Below are 21862 nucleotides of genomic sequence, written 5' to 3'. Positions count from 1 at the left end.
GCGCTACCGAAGGTCGGAAAGTGCCGTAAATACGGGGCGGGAGCTGTCCGATGGTGTGCCACAGTCGAGAATCATTGAAATTTGAAAAGCTGTCATGAAAGTCAATGTGTTACCGCAGCTTGTTCATGCGGCGTCACCTGTGGGGTAGCAAGTGTGGTGCAAAGTGTGCGGGCGGCCTCATTTTGGTGCGAAAAGTAGCGCTGTGTTACCGGGAACGTGCAAGGTATCCTTGCAGGCCTGTTTTCCGCGTGACGCGGGTTGGTTCTGCCTGAAGGAGATTTGCCGTGTTCGTCCTCGATTCACGTTTGCAGCAGGATTCCCTGGTGCTGGGGGAGTTTGCGCTGTGCCAGTTGCTGCTGAGCAAGGATGCCAACTATCCGTGGTTCATCCTGGTGCCCAAGCGCGCCGGCATCAGTGAACTGTTCGAGCTCGATGCTGCGCAGCAACAGCAGTTGTGGCAGGAAACCACCGGCCTGGCCGAAGCACTGAAGGCCAGCTACAACGCCGACAAGATGAACGTGGCCACCCTGGGCAATGTGGTCAGCCAGCTGCATATGCACGTGATCGTGCGTCAGCGCGACGATGCCGCCTGGCCGGCACCGGTGTGGGGCAAGTGCCCGGCAGCGGCCTACACCGACCAGCAGGTGCAAGCCATTCGCCAGCGCCTGCGCGGGCTGCAGCTCGCCGGCTACCAGGAGGCCGGACATGTCGCTTGAATTGCGAGTGGTCGAACTGGAAACCCGCCAGGCGTTCCAGGATGACACCATCCAGGCGCTGAATGACGTGGTGGTCGAGCAGGGTCGGGTGATCGAGCGGCTGCAATTGCAGATGGCCGAGCTGATCAAGCGTTACCAGGAGATGGTCGGCCAGTACGGCAGTGAAGGGGACGAGGCGCCGCCGCCTCATTATTGATACCTGAAACTACTGCACCCATTGCGCTGAGTGCACGCGAACCCTGTGGGAGCGGGCAGGCCCGCTCCCACAGGGGGCAAAAATAATCAGCGGCGGGTTACCGCAACCACATCCTCGGCCTGCAGGCCCTTGTCGCGGTGCATCACGGAAAACTCCACGCGCTGGCCTTCGACCAGGATGCGGTGGCCTTCACCGCGAATGGCGCGAAAGTGCACGAAGATATCATCGCCCGAGTCGCGGGAGATGAAGCCAAAGCCTTTGGATGTGTTGAACCACTTCACGGTACCGGTATCACGATTGCCGGCATCCTGTGCTGCGTGCTGGCTGGCGCGTGCCTTGCGCGGGCTGCGGGCAAAGCCCACGGCCAGGTGCACGGCCACGGCCAGCGCCGCGCAGACCAGTGCGGCCAGGTTGCCGATTTCCGGGCGGGCCAGCAGCGTCAGGGTCTGCAGCACCACGGCCACCACCAGCAGGGCGCAGGCCAGGTGCTGCAGTTGCTGCCGCGCGCCGCGGTAGTACAGTGGCACGACCGGGGCCAGCACCAGGTTGAGCAGGCCGAGCAGGGCCAGGTAGACAGCGTCGGGTTGTTGAAGGAAGGGGGGCGCATCGGTTTTCAGGCTGGGTATGAGCGATAGCAGCAAGGCTGCCACGCCCGTCACCAGATGGACGATTTTGAACATGGGGTTGGCTCACAGTTGATAAGGCCGATCACAGGAAGAGCTGGCGGCACGGTGCGCATGAGGTGTAGAGCGCGAACACGTGACAGGCCAGCCTATGCACCCGGCAATGACAATCTGCACGGGTGGCACCCTGCCTATTTAACAGTAAAGCCGCAGGCTACTCAAACCGCAGGCGGCGCGGCGGGTAATGCAGCTTGTGCAGGAAGATTTTGCCACTGCTTTAACTTCGTCGGTCAGCGCTTCATAGGCCACCTGGCACCTGTGACGAGGAAGTGTGGCGCATGATGCAAGCGAGCAAGCGTGTGGCTGGCCAGGGGCGCTGGCCGGGAAAACATTGCATTGATCCGTTCAAGGCGGATTTCGACATGTTGCAGACCCAGCCCGTGTCACGTTCGGTGCGGCTCAACGGCTTTTCCACGTGTCTGCGGCTGGAGGCCGTCTATTGGGGTATCCTGGAGCGCATCGCCGCGGCCAACCGCTGCTCGGTCAGCGCGGTGCTGTCCTATGTGGACCGCGAAGTGCACCTGCGCCAGGGTGGGGTGCGCAACTTCAGCGGGCTGATTCGGGTGATCTGCGTCGCCTGGCTTCAGGACCCGCCAAGTGTGCGCTGATCGCCTGGCGGGCTGCGCAGTGCTTGCTAACCATATATAATCCCGCTTTTTGCTGCCCCGGCAGCCAGCGTTGTGGTTGACGAGAGACACCCATGCCCCTTTATGACTATCAATGTGCATCCTGCGAGCACCGCATGGAAGTGCTGCAGAAGATCAGCGCCGCCCCTCTGACCGATTGCCCGGCCTGCCAGGCGCCGGCGCTGAAGAAGCTGCTGTCGGTGCCAGGCTTCCGCCTGAGCGGTAACGGTTGGTACGAAACCGACTTCAAGACCGGGGCGAAAAAGAATCTGGCAGGCGGCGACAAGGCCGACTGAGTTGAATGCTGTGACCGGGTCTTGCAGTATTAGCCCTCCGGGCGGCCAAGGCCTCCACCGAATACACGAATCACGAGAAGCGAAACCACCATCATGATGCGCAGCCATTATTGCGGCCAACTGAACGAGAGCCTGGACGGCCAGGAAGTAACCCTTTGCGGCTGGGTCCATCGTCGCCGCGACCACGGCGGGGTGATCTTCCTCGACATCCGTGACCGCGAAGGCATGGCCCAGGTCGTGTTCGACCCGGATCGCGCCGAAACCTTCGCCGCTGCCGACCGCGTGCGCAGCGAATACGTCGTGCAGATCACCGGCAAGGTCCGCAAGCGCCCTGAAGGTGCGGTGAATGCCAACATGGCTTCCGGTGCCATCGAGATCCTCGGCTACCAGCTGAACGTGCTCAACGAAGCGGAAACCCCGCCGTTCCCGCTGAACGAATACTCCGACGTCGGCGAGGAAACCCGCCTGCGCTACCGCTTCATCGACCTGCGTCGCCCGGAAATGGCCGACAAGCTGCGCCTGCGTTCGCGCATCACCAGCAGCATCCGTCGCTTCCTTGACGAAAACGGCTTCCTCGACGTCGAGACGCCGATCCTGACCCGTGCCACCCCGGAAGGTGCGCGTGACTACCTGGTGCCTAGCCGTACCCACGCCGGTAGCTTCTTCGCCCTGCCGCAATCGCCGCAGCTGTTCAAGCAGCTGCTGATGGTCGCCGGCTTCGATCGCTACTACCAGATCGCCAAGTGCTTCCGTGACGAAGACCTGCGTGCCGACCGCCAGCCGGAATTCACCCAGATCGATATCGAGACCAGCTTCCTCGATGAAAGCGAGATCATGGGCCTGACCGAAAGCATGATCCGCAAGCTGTTCAAGGAAGTGCTGGATCTGGAATTCGGCGAATTCCCGCACATGACCTTCGAAGAGGCCATGCGCCGCTACGGCTCCGACAAGCCGGACCTGCGTATTCCGCTGGAACTGGTCGACGTTGCCGACCAGCTCAAGGATGTCGACTTCAAGGTGTTCGCCGGTCCGGCCAACGATCCGAAGTGCCGCGTTACCGCCCTGCGCCTGCCAGGCGGCGCCAGCATGCCGCGCAGCAAGATCGACGAGTACACCAAATTCGTCGGCATCTACGGTGCCAAGGGCCTGGCCTACATCAAGGTCAACGAGCGCGCCAAGGGCGTCGAAGGCCTGCAGTCGCCGATCGTCAAGAACATCCCCGAGGCCAACCTCAACACCATCCTCGATCGCGTTGGCGCCGTTGATGGCGACATCGTGTTCTTCGGTGCCGACAAGTTCAAGGTGGTCAGCGAAGCCCTGGGCGCGCTGCGTATCCGCCTGGGCCACGACTTCGAGCTGCTGACCTGCGAGTGGGCACCGATGTGGGTGGTCGACTTCCCGATGTTCGAAGAGAACGAAGACGGCAGCTTCACCGCGCTGCACCACCCGTTCACCGCGCCGAAGTGCACCCCGGAAGAGCTCGAGGCCAACCCGGCCGTGGCCCTGTCCCGTGCCTACGACATGGTCCTGAACGGTACCGAACTGGGTGGCGGTTCGATTCGTATCCACCGTAAGGAGATGCAGCAGGCCGTGTTCCGCCTGCTGGGCATCGAAGCGGCAGAACAGGAAGAGAAGTTCGGCTTCCTGCTCGACGCCCTGAAGTTCGGTGCTCCACCTCACGGTGGCCTGGCCTTCGGCCTGGACCGTCTGGTCATGCTGATGACCGGCGCCCAGTCGATCCGTGAAGTGATCGCCTTCCCGAAAACCCAGAGCGCCGCGTGCGTCATGACCCAGGCCCCAGGCCTGGTCGACGCCAAGGCCCTGCGCGAACTGCACATTCGACTGCGCGAACAGACCAAGGTCGAGTAAGCGGTCCCCGGGCGCATCCACATGGATGCGCCTTTGCGTTTCGGCGCAGGCAATTTCCCGTCCCGCCCCGTACAGGGGCGGGGCTGTTTGTGATTCAAAGGATTCGGAGTCGTTATGGCTGGTCATTCCAAGTGGGCGAACATCAAGCACCGCAAAGAGCGCCAGGATGCCAAGAGAGGCAAGATCTTCACCAAGTGGATCCGCGAGCTGACGGTCGCCGCCAAGCAGGGCGGTGCTGACCCGGCATCCAACCCGCGTCTGCGTCTGGCGCTGGACAAGGCCCTGGGCGCCAACATGAGCCGCGACATCATCGATCGCGCCGTGGCCCGTGGTGCTGGCACCAACGAAAGCGACAACGTCGAAGAGCTCAGCTACGAAGGTTACGGCCCGGGTGGCGTGGCGATCATGGTCGAGGCCATGACCGACAATCGCAACCGTACCGCTGCCGCCGTGCGTCATGCTTTCACCAAGTGTGGTGGCAACCTGGGCACCGACGGTTCGGTGGCCTACCTGTTCGAGCGCAAGGGGCAGATCAGCTTTGCCCCGGGCGTGGAAGAAGATGCGTTGATGGAAGCGGCGATGGAAGCCGATGCCGACGACGTGGTGGCCAACGACGACGGCTCGTTCGACGTGTTCACCTCGTTCAACAGCTTCTACGCTGTGCGCAATGCCCTGGAAGAGGCAGGCTTCAAGGCGGCTGACGCGGAAATCGTCATGCAGCCGACCACCAGCGCCGAACTCGACCAGGACGGTGCCGAGAAAGTACTCAAGCTGATCGACATGCTCGAAGACCTGGATGACGTGCAGAACGTCTACTCCAATGCCCAGATTTCCGACGAGATCATGGAAAACCTCGGCTAAGGTGTTCTGGCAGTTCAAGTCAGGCATATAAGCTTTTCGTTGCTTGTACCGGCCCTTTCGCGGGTAAACCCGCTCCCACAGGTGCTGCACCACATTGAAAGTCGGTGCAGTACCTGTGGGAGCGGGTTTACCCGCGAAAGGGCCGGTACAGTTTGCAAAGATGCATCAATTTTTCGACAGGCACTATGACTCTGATTCTTGGTATCGACCCCGGCTCGCGCATCACCGGCTATGGCGTGGTACGCCAGACCGCCCGTGGTTGCGAGTACGTGGCGTCGGGCTGCATTCGCACCGGCAGCGGCGAACTGCACGAGCGGCTGCAGATCGTTTTTCGTGGCGTGGGTGAAATCATCGCCCAGCACGGCCCGGTGACCATGGGCATCGAGCGGGTGTTCATGGCCCGCAACGCCGACTCGGCGCTCAAGCTCGGCCAGGCCCGTGGCGCGGCCATTGTCGCCGCCGCCGAAGCCGGCCTGGAAATTGCCGAATACAGCGCCACCCAGGTCAAGCAGGCAGTAGCCGGTACCGGCGGGGCCAACAAAGAGCAGGTGATGATGATGGTCATGCACCTGCTGAAACTGACGCAGAAGCCGCAGATCGACGCCTCCGACGCCCTGGCCATCGCCCTGTGCCATGCCCACACCCGCTCCAGCCTGGTGCCGCATGGCCTGGCCACGGCGCGGCGGCGCGGAGGGCGCTTGCGTCTGTAGGCGCTTCATGCGCTGATACACATTTTGTTCGGGTGATACGTTCGCCCGCTGCATTTGCTGATAGGGTTGAGCGGTCTTTGACCGGCTCCCCGAGAGGAAGGATCGGAACGTGATTGGACGTTTGCGCGGTACCCTGGCGGAAAAACAGCCGCCACACCTGATTATCGACGTCAACGGCGTGGGTTACGAACTGGAAGTTCCCATGACCACGCTGTACCGTCTGCCCAAGGTGGGCGAACCCGTAACCGTGCATACTCATCTGGTGGTACGCGAGGACGCTCACCTGCTCTACGGTTTTGCCGAAAAGCGCGAGCGCGAGCTGTTCCGCGAGCTCATTCGCCTGAACGGCGTAGGGCCGAAGCTGGCCCTGGCGCTGATGTCCGGCCTGGAGGTGGACGAACTGGTGCGCTGCGTGCAGGCCCAGGACACCTCGGCCCTGGTGCGCGTGCCCGGTGTTGGCAAGAAGACCGCCGAACGCCTGCTGGTCGAGCTCAAGGACCGCTTCAAGGCTTGGGAAACTTCCCCGGCCATGTTCACCCTGGTTTCCGACGGGCCGCTGCCGGTCGCCAGCGCATCCACAGCCGAAGCCGATGCAGTCAGCGCCCTGGTTTCGCTCGGCTACAAGCCGCAGGAAGCCAGCAAGGCGATCGCCGCGATCAAGGACAAGGCCGGCCTGAGCAGTGAAGAACTGATCCGCCGCAGCCTGAAAGGGATGATTACCAAGTGATCGAAGCCGACCGCCTGATCGCCGCCAGTGGCCGCGACCGTGAAGAAGTCCAGGACCGTGCGATCCGCCCGCTGCGGCTGGACGAATACATCGGCCAGCCGGTGGTGCGCGAGCAGATGGCGCTGTTCATCCAGGCCGCCCGTGGCCGCAGCGAGTCGCTCGACCATACGCTGATCTTCGGTCCGCCCGGCCTGGGCAAGACCACCCTGGCCAATATCATCGCCCAGGAAATGGGCGTGTCGGTCAAGAGCACCTCGGGGCCGATCCTCGAGCGCCCGGGCGACCTTGCGGCCATGCTGACCAACCTCGAACCGCACGACGTGTTGTTCATCGACGAGATCCACCGGCTGTCACCGGTCGTCGAAGAGGTGCTGTATCCGGCGATGGAGGACTTCCAGCTCGACATCATGATCGGTGAAGGGCCTGCGGCCCGTTCGATCAAGCTTGACCTGCCGCCGTTCACCCTGGTCGGTGCCACCACCCGTGCCGGCATGCTCACCAACCCGCTGCGGGACCGCTTCGGTATCGTCCAGCGTCTGGAGTTCTACTGCGACAAGGACCTGGCCACCATCGTCAGCCGTTCGGCCGGCATCCTCGGCTTGGTCATCGAAGACCAGGGTGCTTACGAAATCGCCCGCCGGGCCCGCGGCACGCCACGTATCGCCAACCGCCTGCTGCGCCGCGTGCGCGATTATGCCGAGGTGCGTGGCAAGGGCCAGATTACCAAGGCCGTGGCCGACATGGCGCTCAACCTGCTGGATGTCGACGAGCGCGGTTTCGACCACTCCGACCGCCGCCTGCTGCTGACCATGATCGAGAAGTTCGACGGAGGCCCGGTCGGCGTGGACAACCTGGCCGCGGCCATCAGCGAAGAGCGCCACACCATCGAGGACGTGCTCGAGCCGTACCTGATCCAGCAAGGCTACATCATGCGCACGCCGCGCGGCCGCGTGGTCACCCGGCATGCCTACCTGCACTTTGGCCTGAACGTGCCCGGGCGCCTGGGGGAGGGTGGGGATTTTTCCGAAACAGGCGATGAGTGACAGATCGAAAACGGCTTTTCGTGGTCCTACCGCTGGCATGCCGAGGCTGCGCTGGCAATAAGACATTAATGAAGAAAAAACAGTTGCCACAGCGGATTGGCAAGCTGAGGAGTAAGCACTAGAGTATGCGCGCGCAAAATGGCCTGGAACCGTTCGCACACCGTTGTCGCGTCTATTACGAGGATACCGATGCCGGTGGCGTGGTGTATTACGTCAATTACCTGAAATTCATGGAGCGTGCGCGTACCGAGCGGCTGCGGCATCTGGGCTTTTCCCAGGCGCAACTGGCCGATGACAACCTGCTGTTCGTGGTCCACTCCAGCGAAGCGCGCTATCACGCGCCGGCGCGGCTGGACGACGAGCTGCGGGTCACCGCGCAAGTACTTGAACTCAATCGCGCCAGCCTGCGCTTCGTGCAGCAGGTCTGGCGGGAGAAGGATGAAACGCTGCTCTGCGAAGGGCAGTTCCTGGTGGCCGCCGTGCGTGCCGACACTTTCAAACCCCGAGCCATACCCCCGGAGCTGCGCGACGCCTTTGCGGCGGACGGCTCGGGTACTCAATCGAATGCAGGAGAATAAGCGTGGAAGCTAACGTCGTCGACCATACCTCCATGTGGAGTCTGGTCAGCAATGCCAGCGTGTTGGTACAGCTGGTAATGCTGATCCTGGTGGCCGCCTCGGTCACCTCATGGATCATGATCTTTCAGCGCAGCACCATGCTGCGCGCCGGTCGTCGTGCGCTGGATGCCTTCGAGGAGCGCTTCTGGTCGGGCATCGACCTGTCCAAGCTGTACCGCCAGGCAGGCAGCAACCCAGACCCGGATTCCGGTGTCGAGCAGGTCTTCCGTGCCGGCTTCAAGGAATTCTCGCGCCTGCGCCAGCAGCCGGGCGTTGACCCGGACGCGGTCATGGAGGGCGTTGGCCGTGCCATGCGTGTGGCCATTTCGCGCGAGGAAGAAAAGCTCGAACAGAGCCTGCCGTTTCTGGCCACCGTCGGTTCGACCAGCCCGTACATCGGCCTGTTCGGTACCGTCTGGGGCATCATGAACTCCTTCCGCGGCCTGGCCAGCGCCCAGCAGGCCACCCTGGCCACGGTTGCCCCGGGTATCGCCGAAGCGCTGATCGCTACGGCCATCGGCCTGTTCGCGGCAATCCCGGCAGTTATTGCCTACAACCGTTTCGCCGCGCGCAGTGAAGTGCTGATCGGCCGTTACTACACCTTCGCCGACGAGTTCCAGGCGATCCTGCACCGCAAAGTGCACACCAGCGAAGAGTAATCAGGTAGAAGCCCATGGCCCGAGTTCGCCACAAACGCAAGCCCGTCGCCGAGATGAACGTGGTGCCCTACATCGACGTGATGCTGGTACTGCTGGTCATCTTCATGGTGACGGCGCCCATGCTCAACCAGGGCGTGAAGGTAGACCTGCCCAAGGTTTCCAGTGAAGCCTTGCCGCAGGACAACAACGTCCAGATCCTCACCATCTCCATCAAGGCCGACAAGACCTACTACTGGAACCTCGGCAGCGAAGTCGATACCGACAAGCAGATGGACAAGGCCATGACCTTGCCTGCCATGACCGACGCGGTGACCAAGATCATTGCTGCCGGCCGTGACCAGGGCAAGCAGACCCAGGTGTTCATTCGTGGCGACAAGGCTGTCGACTATGGCGCGGTCATGGGTGCCATGGGCGGGTTGCAGAAGGCCGGTGTCGGTAACGTTGGCCTGATTACCGAGGCGCCCTGATGCAACAGCGAGAGCCATCCGCCTCGGAAAGCTACTTCTGGCCCAGTGTCTGGGCCATCGGCCTGCATGTGCTGGTGTTCGCCCTGCTGTTCGTCAGTTTTGCCATGACGCCTGAGCTGCCGCCATCCAAGCCGATCGTCCAGGCTACCCTGTACCAGCTCAAGTCCAAGAGCCAGGCGACCACCCAGACCAATCAGAAGATTGCCGGGGAAGCGAAGAAAACCGCTTCGCGCCAGACCGAGGTCGAGCAGCTGGAACAGAAGAAGGTCGAGCAGGAGGCCGTGAAGGCTGCGGAACAAAAGAAAGCCGACGCCGCTCAAAAGGCCGAAGAGGCCCGCGAGGCCGCTGAAGCCAAGAAAGCCGAGGCCGCTGCCGAAGCTGCCAAGGCCGCCGAGGCCAAGAAAGCCGCCGAAGCCAAGAAGGCCGAAGAGGCGAAGAAGGCTGCCGAGAAGCAGCAGGCCGACATCGCCAAGAAGAAGGCCGAGGAAGAAGCCAAGAAAAAAGCCGAAGAAGAGGCCAAGAAAGAGGCCGCTGAAGAGGCGAAGAAACAAGCCGCCGAGGACGCCAGGAAAAAGGCGGCCGAAGAGGCCAAGAAGAAAGCTGCCGAGGACGCCAAGAAGAAAGCGGCGGCCGAGGAAGCGAAGAAAAAGGCAGCTGAAGAGGCCAAGAAAAAGGCCGCTGCAGACGCCCAGAAGAAAAAGGCACAGGAAGCGGCCCGCAAGGCGGCGGAAGACAAGAAAGCCCAGGCCCTGGCCGAGCTGTTGTCCGACACCACCGAACGGCAGCAGGCGCTGGCCGACGAGCAGGGTGACCAGGTGGCCGGTGATTTCGACGACCTGATCCGCTTGCGCGCGGCCGAGGGTTGGGCGCGTCCGCCTTCCGCGCGCAAGGGCATGACGGTGGTCCTGCAGATCAACATGTTGCCGGACGGTACCATCACCAACGTCAGCGTGGCCCGGTCCAGTGGTGACGGCCCGTACGACAGTTCGGCGGTGGCTGCGGTAAAGAACATTGGTCGTTTGACCGAGATGCAGGGTATGAAGCCGAGCGATTTCAACCAATATCGTTCGTTCAAGATGACATTTACACCTGAGGATCTAGCGTTGTGATTAAACGTCTGAGAGGACTGCTGGTCATGCTGTGCTGCGTGGCAGGCATGGCCGTGGCAGAGGAAAAGAACATCCTGGTCACCAGCGGCAGCGATCGGGCCACGCCCATCGCGGTAGTGCCGTTTGGTCTGCAGGGCGGCAGCGTGCTGCCGGAAGACATGGCCGATATCATCGGCAATGACCTGCGCAACTCCGGCTACTACTCGCCGATTCCGCGGCAGAACATGATCAGCCAGCCGTCGCAGGCCAGCGAAGTGATCTTCCGTGACTGGAAAGCGCTGGGCGCGCAGTACGTGATGGTTGGCAGTATCGTGCCGTCGGGCGGTCGCCTGCAGGTGCAGTACGCGCTGTTCAACGTTGCCACCGAGCAGCAAGTGCTGACCGGTAGCGTGGCGGGCAGCGTCGACCAGTTGCGCGACATGGCGCACTACATTTCCGACCAGTCGTTCGAGAAACTCACCGGCATCAAGGGTGCGTTCTCCACCCGCATGCTGTACGTGACGGCCGAGCGCTTCTCCACCAACAACACCCGCTATACCCTGCAGCGTTCGGACTACGACGGTGCACGTGCGGTCACCCTGCTGCAATCGCGTGAACCGATCCTGTCGCCACGCTTTGCACCGGATGGCAAGCGCATCGCCTATGTCTCGTTCGAGCAGAAGCGCCCGCGCATCTTCGTCCAGCACATCGATACCGGTCGCCGCGAGCAGGTCACCAACTTCGAAGGCCTGAATGGCGCGCCAGCCTGGTCGCCGGACGGCTCGCGCCTGGCGTTCGTGCTGTCGAAGGACGGCAACCCGGACATCTACGTGATGAACGTGGCTTCGCGCCAGATCAGCCGTGTTACCGCCGGCCCGGGCATCAACACCGAGCCGTTCTGGGGCAAGGATGGCAACACCCTGTACTTCACCTCCGACCGTGGCGGCAAGCCGCAGATCTACAAGCAGTCGGTCGGTGGCGGTGGTGCCGAGCGTGTAACTTTCGTGGGTAACTACAACGCCAACCCGAAGCTGTCGGCGGACGAAAAGACCCTGGTGATGATCCATCGCCAGCAGGGCTTCACCAACTTCAAAGTTGCGGCCCAGGATTTGCAACGCGGAAGTGTAAAGATTCTCTCGGAAACGAGTCTTGATGAGTCTCCCACTGTTGCGCCAAACGGCACCATGCTAATCTACGCCACCCGCCAGCAGGGCCGGGGAGTCTTGATGCTCGTGTCGCTTAATGGCCGCGTGAGGCTCCCACTTCCTACCGCTCAAGGCGAAGTCAGAGAACCGTCCTGGTCCCCTTACCTGAACTGATTGCGGCGTAATACTTTTGCTTAACACACTGGGGTTTCATTAGGAGTTTCACGATGGAAATGCTGAAGTTTGGTAAATTTGCTGCGCTGGCTCTGGCCATGGCCGTAGCTGTAGGTTGCTCCTCGAAGGGCGGTGACAACGCAGGCGAAGGCGCTGCTGTAGATCCGAACGCTGGCTACGGTGCCAACGCTGGCGCTGTTGACGGCTCTCTGAGCGAAGAAGCTGCCCTGCGCGCAATCACCACCTTCTACTTCGAATACGACAGCTCGGACCTGAAGCCGGAAGCCATGCGCGCTCTGGACGTTCACGCCAAGGACCTGAAAGCCAACGGCAACCGCGTTGTCCTGGAAGGCAACACCGACGAGCGCGGCACCCGCGAGTACAACATGGCTCTGGGTGAGCGTCGTGCCAAGGCCGTTCAGCGCTACCTGGTTCTGCAGGGCGTTTCCCCTGCTCAGCTGGAACTGGTCTCCTACGGTGAAGAGCGTCCGGTTGCCACTGGCAACGACGAGCAGTCCTGGGCTCAGAACCGTCGCGTAGAACTGCGTAAGTAAGTTCTCATGCGTATGTGCCGCCGTGTAGTAACCGTCCTCGCACTCAGCCTGCCGCTCGCGGCCTGGGCTGAGATCCCTGTGGTTGATGACAACGCAGGTGGTTATCCGCCTGTGGGTTATGGCACGAGCGGCGCCTATGCCGGGTCAGGGGCTTCGGCCCCTGCCTCTGCACAGGGCCAGCTGTTCATGCAGCTGCAACAGATGCAGGATCAGCTTTCCCGCCAGCAAGGCATCATCGAAGAGCTGCAGAACGATGTGTCGCGCATGAAGCAGGAAAACCTGGAGCGTTACCAGGACCTGGACCGTCGCATCAACAGTGGCGCCGCGCCTGCCGCGACCCCTGACAATTCCTCCGGTGGTGGTGCATCCAGTGCCGCCCCTGATGCAGCAGCAGGTGCTGCTGCGCAACAACCGGCCGCCAGTAGCGAGCCCGGTGATCCGGCGAAAGAAAAGCTCTATTACGATGCCGCTTTCGACCTGATCAAGCAGAAAGACTTCGACAAGGCCAGCCAGGCGTTCAACGCCTTCCTGCGCAAGTACCCCAACAGCCAGTATGCCGGCAATGCCCAGTACTGGCTGGGTGAAGTGAACCTGGCCAAGGGCGACCTGCCGGCCGCCAGCCAGGCCTTCGCCCAGGTCAGCCAGAAGTATCCCAAGCACAGCAAGGTGCCGGATTCGCTGTACAAGCTGGCCGACGTCGAGCGCCGCATGGGCCATACCGACAAGGTCAAGGGTATCCTGCAGCAGGTCATCACCCAGTACCCCGGCACCTCGGCCGCGCAACTGGCCCAGCGTGACCTGCAGAAGCTCTGAGCAGTACCGTTTGAAAGAAACCCGCGCCTGTCGCGGGTTTTTTCGTTAGAATCACCACCCTTTTTTCGTAAACACGCTGCTGCGGATAACGCTATGTCGAGTCCGCGACAGTGCCTGACGGAGGCGGGCAGCCTGTTTAGCTGTCACGCCCGTGGCGAGCATGCAAGACACATTACGCATCACCGAAGTCTTTTACTCTTTGCAGGGTGAAACGCGAACGGCTGGGCTGCCCACGGTATTCGTGCGCCTCACCGGTTGCCCCCTGCGCTGCCAGTACTGCGACAGTGCCTATGCCTTCAGTGGCGGTACCCTTCGCACCCTCGATTCGATCCTTGAGCAGGTCGCCGGCTTCAAGCCGCGCTACGTCTGCGTCACCGGTGGCGAGCCGTTGGCCCAGCCCAACGCCTTGCCGCTGTTGCAGCGCCTGTGTGACGCTGGTTACCAGGTGTCGCTGGAAACCAGCGGCGCGCTGGATATTGCCGGCACCGACACTCGCGTCAGCCGCGTGGTCGACCTGAAGACCCCTGGCTCCGAAGAGTCGCACCGTAACCGTTACGAGAACATCGAGCAGCTGACCCGCAACGACCAGGTCAAGTTCGTCATCTGTTCCCGTGACGACTACGACTGGGCGGTCTCCAAGCTGATCCAGTACAACTTGGCCGAGCGTGCCGGTGAGGTGTTGTTCTCGCCCAGCCACCACCAGGTGAGCGCCAGCGACCTGGCGGACTGGATCGTCGCCGACAACCTGCCCGTACGCTTCCAGCTGCAGTTGCACAAGCTGCTGTGGAACGACGAACCCGGACGTTGATTGAGGAGCAAGCACACATGACCGACAAGCGCGCAGTAATCCTGTTGTCCGGTGGCCTGGACTCGGCCACTGTGGTCGCCATGGCCAAGGCCGAAGGCTACAGCTGCTACACCATGAGTTTCGACTACGGCCAGCGCCACCGCGCCGAACTGAACGCCGCTGCCCGTGTTGCCCGTGACCTGGGCGTGGTCGAGCACAAGGTGATTGGCCTGAACCTGGACGGCATCGGCGGCTCGGCATTGACCGACAGCAGCATCGACGTGCCGGAAACCCCGGGTGAAGGCATTCCGGTCACCTACGTGCCGGCGCGCAACACTGTGTTCCTGTCCCTGGCGCTGGGCTGGGCAGAAGTACTGGAAGCCCGCGACATCTTCATTGGCGTCAATGCCGTGGATTACTCCGGCTACCCCGATTGCCGCCCCGAGTTCGTCGAAGCCTTCGAGCGCATGGCCAACCTGGCGACCAAGGCCGGTGTCGAAGGGCAGGGCTTCCGCATCCGGGCGCCGCTGCAGAACATGAGCAAGGCGCAGATCGTGCAGGCCGGCATGGCCCGCGGCGTGGACTACAGCCTGACTGTTTCCTGCTATCAGGCCGACAATGACGGCCGTGCCTGCGGCAAATGCGACAGTTGCCGCCTGCGTGCCGACGGCTTCAAGGCAGCCGGTGTCGCAGACCCGACGCGATACTTTTGAAAAAAGTTTGATGGGGTGTTGATTTCACGTTAGAAATCAGTATTATACGCGCCATCCAAAGGGTCGTTAGCTCAGTTGGTAGAGCAGTTGGCTTTTAACCAATTGGTCGTAGGTTCGAATCCTACACGACCCACCATATATGAAGTAGCCCGCGACCTTATCGGTTTGCGGGCTTTTTCGTTTATGCCGCCCAAAAAGCACTTGATTGTCCTTAAGGGCCCTTCGGCCTCCACCAGCCGCTCAGAGCGTCGACGCCCCCTTTGACTTGGCTAGGTAACGCCCCGGCGAATCGCCGAGGTTGCGGCGAAATACCGAGGTGAACGCACTCGGGCTGCTATACCCCAGGTCGATCGCCACTTCGGTGATCGATGAACCGTTGCTCAGCCGCGATGTCGCCTCGAGCAGGCACACCTGCTGCCGCCATGACACGAAGCTCATGCCGGTCTCCTCGCGGAAGTTCCGCGTGAACGTGCGCCGGCTCATGCTTGACCAATCGGCCATTTCACTGATGGAGATTCTCTGTGTCGGTGCATCGAGAAACCGCTGGCATGAACGGGCCAACCGCGGTTCCGAGGGTAGCGGCGCGCTCAGCGGAAGTTGCGGCATGGCCCTGATTTCATCCACCAGCAGCGTCAGCACACACTGGCTGCGTACCGTCGCGGCTTCGCTCGGGTCGATCGCCAGCGCGGCTTCGAACAGATGCCGCAACAGCGGCGAGACACCGAACACCTGGCAGTGCTCGGGCAAACCGGCGCGGTTGGCGGCGGCGGCATCCAGATAGGTGTTGAGCATGGTCACATCACCACGCATGTGCATCTCGTGGGACACCCCGGCTGGAACCCATAGGGCCCGTTGAGGTGGAACGACCCAGTTTCCCAGGTCGGTGAACATCTTCATCGCCCCGGTCGCGGCATAGGCGAATTGCCCGCGATTGTGGGTATGCCGCGCAAATACGGTACCTGACGGGTACTCGCGCAGGGTTACCACGGCTTCGGGGCTGCCGTGCTGGTAAGGGTCTGGTGGCAGCTTGGAAATCATGGCCCGATTTTGCCAAAAACAGACCTTCTTTAACAAGCAGGCCAAACAGCCCACTCGTAGAATCCGCACTGCCGTTCGACCTGATCCAATTTGGCAAGGTCCCGTGATCGCTGCCATTTCAGGCACGGTCATCGGCGGCGGCCTGGAAATCGCAACCAGGTTCCGTTCTTCGACCCGCTCATGGAGTTCGCTGGGCTGTGCCTGATGCAGAAACGGTTTGCTTTGAACTGACTTGAATGCGCCTACCACCTGCTCTGGTATGCCGCTTAACGTGAGGCTGGATATGCAGAAAAAACATTTGATGCTGGCGATACTCGTCACCCTGGTCTGGGGCGTGAACTTTCCAGTCACCAAACTGGGGTTGCGTTCAATCGATCCCTTCGTGCTGACCGGCATACGTTTCGCACTAGCCGCCTTCCCTCTGGTGTTCGTCATCAAGCGCCCCGGCATAAAGTTCAGCTATGTCGTCGCCTACGGCTTCATCTTCGGGCTGGGTATGTGGGGCGTGATCAATTACGGCATCCAGGTAGGCGTCAGCCCCGGCATCGCTTCGCTGGTTATCCAGCTCAGTGTGTTCTTCACCATGGGCTGGGGAGCGTTGCTGTTCAAGGAGAAGCTTCGTGGTGCACAGCTGCGGGGAGCGTTGCTGGCGATGCTCGGGCTGGCAGGCATCATTTCGACTCAACAAGGGGAGCACGCCATTTTTGGCGTGTTGCTGATTGTGTTCAGCGCCGTTGCCTGGAGCGTCGGTAACGTCATCATCAAGCAGTCCGGGGTCAAGGAGATTTTTTCGTTCATGGTCTGGGCTAGCCTGTTTCCAACCATTCCCCTGTTCCTGATGGCCTGGCTCATGCACGGCACCGCGCCTTTCGAGGCCCTGCAAGGCAGCCTCAACCTGACAGCCGTGCTGTCGATTCTTTTCCAGGTGTACCTGGCCACCCACTTTGCCTATTGGGGCTGGAACTCGTTGCTCAAGCTGTACCCCGTTTCGACGGTGGCCCCGCTGTCGCTGTTGATTCCGGTATTCGGCATCGCCAGCTCGATGCTGATCTTCGGCGAGCAGATTTCGACTCCGAACATGATCTCGGTCGTGGTCATTATTGTCGGGTTGGCATTGGGGCTCTATCGCAAGATGCCTGTGCCACCCACGGCAGGGCTGTACCCAGTTGAACCGGCTGGCGCCAAGAAATGACCGAAGCCCGCGACCGCAAGGTCGCGGGCCTACTCGATTCAGGGTTTCGTGGCCGCTATTACGTCACCCATTTACTCGGCCCACTCCGGATCCCCGGTAAACACCACTGTCAGCCAACGGTCCGGCCCTTCGCCGCCCACCGCATCACCGATCTCGTTGCGCCACGCGTCCCATTCATCGATGGTTTTCGCCGCCATGCTCCTGGGCACGATGAAGTACAGCTCGATCTCCCGCGAGCGCCCGACCTTGGCCACATACGCGCGGTACGACTGCAACCCATGGCGTGCGACGAAGGCCTTGGCAACTTCATCAACATGCAGCTTGAGGTCGCCCGGTGTCACCAGAAAGATTTCCGAAAGCGCCTGGCGCACCACCGACATCGGCAGCGGCACGATCACCAGGCACACCAGCGCCAGCACCGCCGGGTCGATATACGGCGACACCCACTCCAGCGATGTGCCCTGCACCGCATAGCCAAAGCAGAAGGCGATCAGCAGCGCGGCGGTGATGCTGGCCGACATCACCCAACCCTTGACGTCCATGCGCACGAAATCCGAGCCCAGCTTTCGGTTGGCGCGGGCCTCGACGATGGCGATGGTCACGCAGGCGATCACGGTCACCAGCGCATAGACCATGGCGATACCGAACTCCAGGTGGCGCCCGCCTTGCAGCAGGCTGCTGACGGCGTTGATCAGTGCATAGATGGCCACGCCGCTGAGCAGGATGCCGTTGAGCGCCAGCACCATCGGTTCCAGGTGCCAAAAGCCCATGGTGAAGCGTTCGCGCAGCTTGCGCGACATCTGCACGCTGGTGGTGTGCGCGGTGATCAGCCTGACCACTACCAGCGACAGCCCGCTCATGCTGGCGTCGGCCAGCGAATAGACGCCGTCGAAGACGATGGAGAACGAGCCGGAGGCCAGGCCGAAGGCGATACCGATGATGGCGATGAACAGGGTGACGGCAATCGAGGTGCGTAACAGGCCTTGTTCGCTGGTGATGTCGAAGAAGGTGGGGCGGGTTGGGGTTTGCATAAGAAGTGCTCTAGCGGATTCGGTAATTCTGTTGCCTGTCAGGGCCTCTTCGCGGGTGAACCCGCTCCCACAGGGTTTTGCGCCGATCTCGACGCCGGCGCTAACCTGTGGGAGCGGGTTCACCCGCGAAGAAGGCGCATTGGCTCTTGCAGGTTAGACGCGGAATTGCTCCATCAACGCCTGCTGCTGGTTGGCCAGCCGGTTCAGGGCTTGGCTGATCCGCGCCGATTCATCGGCCTGGCCTGCCAGCGATTCGGTCACATCGCGAATGCCAGCCACATTGCGGTTCACCTCTTCGGCTACTGCGCTCTGCTCTTCGGCCGCTGAGGCAATTTGCAGGTTCATGTCGCTGATCACCGCCACTGCCTCGCCAATACGTTGTAGCGCCGGTAGCGCCTGTTCCATGCGCGCGGCGCTGGCCTCGGCCTGGCGCTGGCTTTCGTGCATGGCACCCACTACGTCCAGGGTGCCTTGCTGCAAGCCTTCGATGACCTGGCGAATTTCCTCCACCGACACCTGGGTACGCTGGGCCAGGCCGCGCACTTCATCGGCCACCACGGCAAAGCCACGGCCGGCTTCACCCGCGCGGGCAGCCTCGATGGCGGCATTCAGTGCCAGCAAGTTGGTTTGCTCGGCAATGGTGCGGATCACGTCCAGCACCGAACCGATCTGCCCGCTGCGGTCTTCCAGCGCACGCGCCTCGTCCATGGCGGTGTTCATGCCGGCGGCCAGGCGTTCGATGCCCTGGCGGGTGCTGTCGATCAGTTGCAGGCCTTCGCGGCTGGCCTGGTCGGCAGCGCGTGCAGCCTGGGCCGCCTGCGAGGCGTTATGGGCAACATCCAGGGCGGTAGCGCTCATCTCGTTGGCAGCGGTGGCCACCTGTTCGATTTCACGGTGCTGTTGCTGCATACCGTTGCTGGTCTGGCTGGCGATGGCGGCCGACTGATCGGCGGTGCCGCGGGCCTCCTGCAGTGAACCTTTGACCTGGGCTATGACCGGCTGCAGCTTGTCGAGAAAGCGGTTGAACCAGCCGGTGAGCCGGCCCAGTTCGTCCTGGCGGGCGTAGTCCAGGCGGCGGGTGAGGTCGCCTTCGCCGCTGGCGATGTCTTCCAGGCGCGCGGCCACGGCCAGGATCGGCCGGGTCACGCCGCGTGCGGTCAGCCAGACCAGCAGCAAGCCGACTAGCGCAGCGCCCAGGCCGACCAGCAGGCTGGTGAGGTTGGCGCGGTGGTTGTGCGTGTCCAGGCGCTGGTTGAGGGCGACGGCTGGCGCCTGCAGCACGCTTTCCGGCAGTTCCAGCAATACCTGCCAGGGCGCGGCATCCGGGATTGGCGTGAACGGGTGGGCAACACGCAGCAGGCCATCGGCTAGCGCCTTGTCCATGGGCTCGCCGAGCTTGCTGTCGTCGCGGCTGTTGCCGGCCAGCAGGCCGGCCGCACTGGCGATACTGACCTGGCCCTGGCCATCGAACAGCTCCCGGCGGCCGTCCAGGCTCAACTGCTGCAGGTTGGCCAGGGCGATGTCCAGGCCGACCACGCCGACCACCTTGCCATGCTCCAGCAGCGGCAGGGCGATGCTGGTCATCAGTACCTGGCGGCCATTTACCTCGTCGAGGTATGGCTCGAGCATGCAGGTTCTGGCGGTGTCCTGCGGGCAGGTCAGCCAGCGGTTCTTTGCCGCGCCGTTGCTGCCGATACTGGCGTCACCGAGCATCGACTCCGGCATGGCTTCAAGCTCCAGGGTGCCGGGGCGGGGTTGTGACCAGTACAGCGAAAAACGCCCGCTTTCATTGCTGCCTAAGGCCTCCTGGCCGAGGTACTGGCTGTCCTGGTCCAGGGCGTTGGGCTGGAACACCAGGTACAGGCCGATCACATCCGGGTTGCCGGCCAGGCTGGCGCGGGCCTGGCGCGTCAGCTCGGCGCGCAGGTCGCTGCCGCCACGGGCCTTGAGCGCCTGGACCAGGCGGGCAAAGCCATTGCCGTATTGGTAGGCGTCCATGAAATAGCGCTGGATGCGCAGGGCCTGGGCTTCGGCATGGGCCTGAAGGCGCAGGCGTGCGCTGTTGTCGAGCATTTCGGTGTTGGCCTGGTTGACCAGTGTCGCGCTGCGCTGCGCCTGGGCCAGCGCCGTGGCCACCAGCAGGGCGACGATGGCCAGCAGGCACAAGCCGGCGAGCAAGGTGATCTTCCACTGGATGGAGAGGCGACGCAGCGGCATGAGGGCTTTCCTTTTCGATCAAATGCAACGCCCGCGATCAGGCGCGGGCGTTGTCGGCAGCGTGGGTCATTCAGCGATGTAGTTGGGCGGGGTGTCCCTGAAGGCTTTGGTCAGCCAGGCCAGGTACAGCAGGCCGAGCAGTGCCCAGACGCCACCGAACAGCAGTGAATGCGCGTTCAGGTCCAGCCACAGCGAGACGATGATGCAGAAGCCAATGGTGGGCGCCACCAGGTACGTCAGCTGGTTGGCCAGGCCCTGGCGCTTGCCTTCGCGCAGGTAGCAATGGTTGATCACCGACAGGTTGACGAAGCTGAACGCGACCAGCGCGCCAAAGTTGATGATCGAGGTGGCGGTGACCAGGTCGAAGAAGATCGCCGACAGCGAAATCAGCCCTACCACTGCAATGTTCAGCACCGGCGTCTTGTAGCGTGAATGCAGGCGGGCGAACAGGCTGGCCGGGATCACGTTGTCGCGGCCCATCACGTACAGCAGGCGCGACACGCTGGTCTGCGAGGCCAGCCCCGAGGCGATGGTGTTGATCACGGTGCAGGCAATGAAAATCGACTGGAACAACTTGCCGCCGACGTACAGAGCGATTTCCGGCAGTGCCGCTTCCTGGTCATGGAAGCGGGACATGGTCGGGAAGTAGGCCTGGATGAAGTACGACACGGTGATGAACACCATGCCGCCGATCAGTGCGGTGAGGAAGATCGCCCGGGGGATGGTCTTGCCCGGGTCGCGGGTTTCTTCGGACAGGCAGGTGACTGCGTCGAAGCCGAGGAACGAGAAACACAGGATGGTCGCACCGGCGGCCAGGGCGCTGAGCTGGGTCTGGTTGTCGGCGAACGGCAGCAGGCTCCAGGCGGTACCCAGCCCTTCGCCTTGGTCCAGGCCGCGCACGCACAGGTAGATGAACACCGCGATGATCGCCACCTGCACAGCCACGAACAGCAGGTTGAAGTGTGCCACCAGGTTTACGCTGCGCATGTTGATCAGGCTGATCAGGGTGACGAAGCCAGCCACCCACATCCACTCCGGTACTTCCGGGAACATGGCCGAAAGGTACAGCTTGGCCAGCAACGCGTTGACCATTGGCAGTAGCAGGTAGTCCAGCAACGATGACCAGCCGACCAGGAAGCCCACGTGCGGGTTGATCGCGCGTTGGGTGTAGGTGTAGGCCGAGCCCGACTGCGGGAAGCGCCTGACCAGGGTGCCGTAGCTCACGGCGGTGAACAGGATCCCGGCCAGCGCCAGGATGTAGGCGCTGGGTACGTGGCCGGCAGTAATCCCGGAAACGATGCCGAAGGTGTCGAACACGGTCATCGGGGTCAGGTAGGCCAGGCCGATGATGATCACGTGCCAGAGGCGCAGGGTTTTGCGGAGTTGGCCGTTGCCGGAGGCGCTGTGGTCAGGCTGCATGCTGGCAGGGCTCCTGCGGCTGGGCGTAAATGGCGGGCACGGGGTACTGCGCATGCGGCAAGGGCGAGCGGGTGGGCTCCATGTTGTTCACCTTTATTGTTGGAGCGGCGGGGGCGCGGGGGAGCGCGCAAAGTGGTGAAAATAAAAAACGATGGGTAGCTGGGTGTCAAGTTAAACATGACAGAATGTTGCTGAATTGAAATATTTATCGATTCAAGTGC

Annotated in this window: 24 protein-coding genes, 1 tRNA gene and 1 pseudogene; 20 read left to right on the top strand and 6 right to left on the bottom strand. The window is 62.2% G+C overall.

The features are described from left to right. Nucleotides 1-284 precede the first annotated feature (284 nt). On the top strand, nucleotides 285-716 hold the full coding sequence (locus FQ664_RS21745; protein WP_144174792.1) for an HIT family protein: 432 nt from the start codon (nucleotides 285-287) through the stop codon (nucleotides 714-716). Further along, entirely contained in the window at nucleotides 706-912 is a 207-nt protein-coding gene (locus tag FQ664_RS21740; RefSeq protein WP_144174791.1) for a SlyX family protein, read from the top strand. Before FQ664_RS21745 ends, FQ664_RS21740 begins: the two co-directional genes overlap by 11 nt. Nucleotides 913-998: 86 nt before the next feature. Here FQ664_RS21740 and FQ664_RS28070 read toward each other — a convergent pair whose 3' ends face one another. Next, nucleotides 999-1592, bottom strand: a complete 594-nt coding sequence (locus FQ664_RS28070; protein WP_144174790.1) for a cold-shock protein — start codon at nucleotides 1590-1592, stop codon at nucleotides 999-1001. Nucleotides 1593-1873: 281 nt separating this feature from the next. Between FQ664_RS28070 and FQ664_RS21730 the strand changes: the two genes are divergently transcribed. The 17 genes from FQ664_RS21730 to FQ664_RS21650 all read left to right on the top strand — a co-directional run bounded on the left by FQ664_RS21730 (nucleotide 1874) and on the right by FQ664_RS21650 (nucleotide 14880). Continuing rightward, nucleotides 1874-2203 carry a ribbon-helix-helix domain-containing protein gene (locus FQ664_RS21730; protein WP_144174788.1) on the top strand — a complete coding sequence of 110 codons (330 nt, stop codon included), beginning with the start codon at nucleotides 1874-1876 and terminating at the stop codon, nucleotides 2201-2203. A gap of 92 nt (nucleotides 2204-2295) precedes the next feature. Then, nucleotides 2296-2517, top strand: coding sequence for an FmdB family zinc ribbon protein (locus FQ664_RS21725; RefSeq protein ID WP_003254776.1), 222 nt, complete (start codon nucleotides 2296-2298; stop codon nucleotides 2515-2517). 93 nt (nucleotides 2518-2610) lie between these two features. Then, complete coding sequence (aspS, locus tag FQ664_RS21720) at nucleotides 2611-4386, top strand: aspartate--tRNA ligase (protein WP_023661313.1); 1776 nt, start codon at nucleotides 2611-2613, stop codon at nucleotides 4384-4386. Nucleotides 4387-4500: 114 nt separating this feature from the next. Beyond that, nucleotides 4501-5247, top strand: coding sequence for a YebC/PmpR family DNA-binding transcriptional regulator (locus FQ664_RS21715; RefSeq protein WP_013973810.1), 747 nt, complete (start codon nucleotides 4501-4503; stop codon nucleotides 5245-5247). Between the two features lie 185 nt (nucleotides 5248-5432). Then, the gene (ruvC, locus tag FQ664_RS21710) at nucleotides 5433-5957 is read left to right on the top strand and encodes a crossover junction endodeoxyribonuclease RuvC (protein WP_004375291.1); all 525 of its coding nucleotides are present in this window, start codon (nucleotides 5433-5435) and stop codon (nucleotides 5955-5957) included. 109 nt (nucleotides 5958-6066) lie between these two features. Next, a complete protein-coding gene (gene ruvA / locus FQ664_RS21705) occupies nucleotides 6067-6684 on the top strand; it encodes a Holliday junction branch migration protein RuvA (protein ID WP_015271473.1) in 618 nt (205 codons plus the stop codon). After that, entirely contained in the window at nucleotides 6681-7727 is a 1047-nt protein-coding gene (gene ruvB / locus FQ664_RS21700) for a Holliday junction branch migration DNA helicase RuvB (RefSeq protein ID WP_144174787.1), read from the top strand. Before ruvA ends, ruvB begins: the two co-directional genes overlap by 4 nt. A gap of 125 nt (nucleotides 7728-7852) precedes the next feature. Continuing rightward, entirely contained in the window at nucleotides 7853-8305 is a 453-nt protein-coding gene (ybgC, locus tag FQ664_RS21695) for a tol-pal system-associated acyl-CoA thioesterase (protein WP_144174785.1), read from the top strand. A gap of 2 nt (nucleotides 8306-8307) precedes the next feature. Beyond that, nucleotides 8308-9003, top strand: a complete 696-nt coding sequence (gene tolQ / locus FQ664_RS21690) for a protein TolQ (protein ID WP_144174783.1) — start codon at nucleotides 8308-8310, stop codon at nucleotides 9001-9003. 14 nt (nucleotides 9004-9017) lie between these two features. Then, complete coding sequence (gene tolR, locus FQ664_RS21685; protein WP_003254760.1) at nucleotides 9018-9470, top strand: protein TolR; 453 nt, start codon at nucleotides 9018-9020, stop codon at nucleotides 9468-9470. Next, nucleotides 9470-10579: a cell envelope integrity protein TolA gene (gene tolA, locus FQ664_RS21680; RefSeq protein ID WP_144174781.1), complete on the top strand. Its 1110-nt coding sequence runs from the start codon at nucleotides 9470-9472 to the stop codon at nucleotides 10577-10579. Before tolR ends, tolA begins: the two co-directional genes overlap by 1 nt. 26 nt (nucleotides 10580-10605) lie before the next feature. After that, nucleotides 10606-11877, top strand: a complete 1272-nt coding sequence (gene tolB, locus FQ664_RS21675; RefSeq protein WP_063913017.1) for a Tol-Pal system beta propeller repeat protein TolB — start codon at nucleotides 10606-10608, stop codon at nucleotides 11875-11877. 53 nt (nucleotides 11878-11930) lie between these two features. Beyond that, nucleotides 11931-12431 carry a peptidoglycan-associated lipoprotein Pal gene (pal, locus tag FQ664_RS21670; RefSeq protein ID WP_015271469.1) on the top strand — a complete coding sequence of 167 codons (501 nt, stop codon included), beginning with the start codon at nucleotides 11931-11933 and terminating at the stop codon, nucleotides 12429-12431. Nucleotides 12432-12437: 6 nt separating this feature from the next. Beyond that, nucleotides 12438-13244, top strand: a complete 807-nt coding sequence (gene ybgF, locus FQ664_RS21665) for a tol-pal system protein YbgF (RefSeq protein WP_144174779.1) — start codon at nucleotides 12438-12440, stop codon at nucleotides 13242-13244. Nucleotides 13245-13404: 160 nt separating this feature from the next. After that, nucleotides 13405-14052 carry a 7-carboxy-7-deazaguanine synthase QueE gene (gene queE, locus FQ664_RS21660; RefSeq protein ID WP_144174778.1) on the top strand — a complete coding sequence of 216 codons (648 nt, stop codon included), beginning with the start codon at nucleotides 13405-13407 and terminating at the stop codon, nucleotides 14050-14052. 17 nt (nucleotides 14053-14069) lie between these two features. Next, nucleotides 14070-14744 (top strand): 7-cyano-7-deazaguanine synthase QueC, encoded by a 675-nt coding sequence (gene queC / locus FQ664_RS21655; RefSeq protein WP_144174776.1) that lies wholly within the window; start codon nucleotides 14070-14072, stop codon nucleotides 14742-14744. Nucleotides 14745-14804: 60 nt separating this feature from the next. Further along, nucleotides 14805-14880 (top strand) — tRNA-Lys (locus FQ664_RS21650). Between the two features lie 104 nt (nucleotides 14881-14984). On the opposite strand, the gene FQ664_RS21645 is transcribed toward FQ664_RS21650, so the two are convergent. Next, a complete protein-coding gene (locus tag FQ664_RS21645) occupies nucleotides 14985-15782 on the bottom strand; it encodes an AraC family transcriptional regulator (protein WP_144174774.1) in 798 nt (265 codons plus the stop codon). 283 nt (nucleotides 15783-16065) lie between these two features. Here FQ664_RS21645 and FQ664_RS21640 point away from each other — a divergent pair, with 283 nt between their 5' ends. Then, complete coding sequence (locus FQ664_RS21640) at nucleotides 16066-16974, top strand: EamA family transporter (RefSeq protein WP_144174772.1); 909 nt, start codon at nucleotides 16066-16068, stop codon at nucleotides 16972-16974. A gap of 71 nt (nucleotides 16975-17045) precedes the next feature. Here FQ664_RS21640 and FQ664_RS21635 read toward each other — a convergent pair whose 3' ends face one another. From FQ664_RS21635 to FQ664_RS21625, 4 genes and pseudogenes are all read right to left on the bottom strand, one after another. Continuing rightward, complete coding sequence (locus FQ664_RS21635) at nucleotides 17046-18005, bottom strand: cation diffusion facilitator family transporter (RefSeq protein ID WP_144174770.1); 960 nt, start codon at nucleotides 18003-18005, stop codon at nucleotides 17046-17048. Between the two features lie 153 nt (nucleotides 18006-18158). Beyond that, nucleotides 18159-18914, bottom strand: coding sequence for a methyl-accepting chemotaxis protein (locus FQ664_RS28335; RefSeq protein WP_474707150.1), 756 nt, complete (start codon nucleotides 18912-18914; stop codon nucleotides 18159-18161). Nucleotides 18915-19016: 102 nt separating this feature from the next. Further along, nucleotides 19017-20003 (bottom strand): annotated as a pseudogene (locus FQ664_RS28330) (methyl-accepting chemotaxis protein); the annotation flags it as partial. Between the two features lie 285 nt (nucleotides 20004-20288). After that, nucleotides 20289-21641, bottom strand: coding sequence for an APC family permease (locus FQ664_RS21625; protein WP_144174766.1), 1353 nt, complete (start codon nucleotides 21639-21641; stop codon nucleotides 20289-20291). Between the last annotated feature and the right edge of the window lie 221 nt (nucleotides 21642-21862).

It is taken from the genome of Pseudomonas persica (assembly GCF_900291015.1).
Classification (GTDB): domain Bacteria; phylum Pseudomonadota; class Gammaproteobacteria; order Pseudomonadales; family Pseudomonadaceae; genus Aquipseudomonas.
The sequence above is the reverse complement of the archived record's forward strand: the minus strand, read 5'-3'. Positions and strand labels throughout refer to the sequence as shown.

Excerpts from the sequence above, each read along its gene's own strand:
- FQ664_RS21740 (WP_144174791.1), top strand. The coding sequence starts at position 706 with ATGTCGCTTGAATTGCGAGTGGTCGAACTGGAAACCCGCCAGGCGTTC.
- FQ664_RS28070 (WP_144174790.1), bottom strand. The coding sequence starts at position 1,592 with ATGTTCAAAATCGTCCATCTGGTGACGGGCGTGGCAGCCTTGCTGCTA.
- FQ664_RS21730 (WP_144174788.1), top strand. The coding sequence starts at position 1,874 with ATGATGCAAGCGAGCAAGCGTGTGGCTGGCCAGGGGCGCTGGCCGGGA.
- FQ664_RS21725 (WP_003254776.1), top strand. The coding sequence starts at position 2,296 with ATGCCCCTTTATGACTATCAATGTGCATCCTGCGAGCACCGCATGGAA.
- aspS (WP_023661313.1), top strand. The coding sequence starts at position 2,611 with ATGATGCGCAGCCATTATTGCGGCCAACTGAACGAGAGCCTGGACGGC.
- FQ664_RS21715 (WP_013973810.1), top strand. The coding sequence starts at position 4,501 with ATGGCTGGTCATTCCAAGTGGGCGAACATCAAGCACCGCAAAGAGCGC.
- ruvC (WP_004375291.1), top strand. The coding sequence starts at position 5,433 with ATGACTCTGATTCTTGGTATCGACCCCGGCTCGCGCATCACCGGCTAT.
- ybgC (WP_144174785.1), top strand. The coding sequence starts at position 7,853 with ATGCGCGCGCAAAATGGCCTGGAACCGTTCGCACACCGTTGTCGCGTC.
- tolR (WP_003254760.1), top strand. The coding sequence starts at position 9,018 with ATGGCCCGAGTTCGCCACAAACGCAAGCCCGTCGCCGAGATGAACGTG.
- tolA (WP_144174781.1), top strand. The coding sequence starts at position 9,470 with ATGCAACAGCGAGAGCCATCCGCCTCGGAAAGCTACTTCTGGCCCAGT.
- tolB (WP_063913017.1), top strand. The coding sequence starts at position 10,606 with ATGCTGTGCTGCGTGGCAGGCATGGCCGTGGCAGAGGAAAAGAACATC.
- pal (WP_015271469.1), top strand. The coding sequence starts at position 11,931 with ATGGAAATGCTGAAGTTTGGTAAATTTGCTGCGCTGGCTCTGGCCATG.
- ybgF (WP_144174779.1), top strand. The coding sequence starts at position 12,438 with ATGCGTATGTGCCGCCGTGTAGTAACCGTCCTCGCACTCAGCCTGCCG.
- queE (WP_144174778.1), top strand. The coding sequence starts at position 13,405 with ATGCAAGACACATTACGCATCACCGAAGTCTTTTACTCTTTGCAGGGT.
- queC (WP_144174776.1), top strand. The coding sequence starts at position 14,070 with ATGACCGACAAGCGCGCAGTAATCCTGTTGTCCGGTGGCCTGGACTCG.
- FQ664_RS21645 (WP_144174774.1), bottom strand. The coding sequence starts at position 15,782 with ATGATTTCCAAGCTGCCACCAGACCCTTACCAGCACGGCAGCCCCGAA.
- FQ664_RS21640 (WP_144174772.1), top strand. The coding sequence starts at position 16,066 with ATGCAGAAAAAACATTTGATGCTGGCGATACTCGTCACCCTGGTCTGG.
- FQ664_RS21635 (WP_144174770.1), bottom strand. The coding sequence starts at position 18,005 with ATGCAAACCCCAACCCGCCCCACCTTCTTCGACATCACCAGCGAACAA.
- FQ664_RS28335 (WP_474707150.1), bottom strand. The coding sequence starts at position 18,914 with ATGCAGCAACAGCACCGTGAAATCGAACAGGTGGCCACCGCTGCCAAC.
- FQ664_RS21625 (WP_144174766.1), bottom strand. The coding sequence starts at position 21,641 with ATGCAGCCTGACCACAGCGCCTCCGGCAACGGCCAACTCCGCAAAACC.